Origin of the sequence: Paraburkholderia sp. CNPSo 3272, from assembly GCF_024206495.1 — a bacterium.
In the GTDB taxonomy this organism is placed as follows: domain Bacteria; phylum Pseudomonadota; class Gammaproteobacteria; order Burkholderiales; family Burkholderiaceae; genus Paraburkholderia.
Window position 1 is genome coordinate 1 of the sequence record NZ_JAMBPQ010000121.1, and the last position, 558, is coordinate 558.

At 61.3% G+C, this 558-nt stretch carries 1 pseudogene; it reads right to left on the minus strand.

Going from position 1 to position 558, the window contains the following annotated elements:
- Window positions 1-84: 84 nt before the first annotated feature.
- Window positions 85-558, minus strand: a pseudogene (locus tag M3I53_RS38095) (acetaldehyde dehydrogenase); the annotation flags it as partial.

Consider the following 558-nt stretch of genomic DNA (forward strand, 5'->3'; position numbering starts at 1 on the left):
TTCTGGATCGAGTACTGATGGCGGATGGCGTGGCTGCCGTCGCGCAGCGTCACGTCGGAGATATAGAGTTTCTTGCTCATGGTCTTATCCCTCCACGCTCAGAAGCGTCTGCGCCATGCGTTCGGCGGTGGCGAGCGCGGCGGAAGTCATGATGTCGAGATTGCCTGCGTAAGCGGGCAGATAATGCGCGGCGCCTTCCACTTCGAGGAACACCGAAGTCTTCAGGCCGCTGAACCTGCCGAGGCCCGGAATATTCAAAGGCGCGTTCGCGGGGATCTCGTCGAACTGCACCTTCTGCTTCAGGCGATATCCCGGCACGTAGGCGTGCACCTTCGCGACCATCTCTTCGATGGACTGCTCGACCTTCTCACGGTCCGCCATTTCGGAAAGCGTATAAACCGTGTCGCGCATCATGACGGGCGGTTCGGCCGGATTCAGCACGATGATGGCCTTGCCCTTCGCCGCGCCGCCCACCACTTCGATCGCCTTCGAAGTCGTTTCGGTGAACTCGTCGATGTTGGCGCGCGTGCCGGGGCCCGCCGACTTGCTGCTGATCGA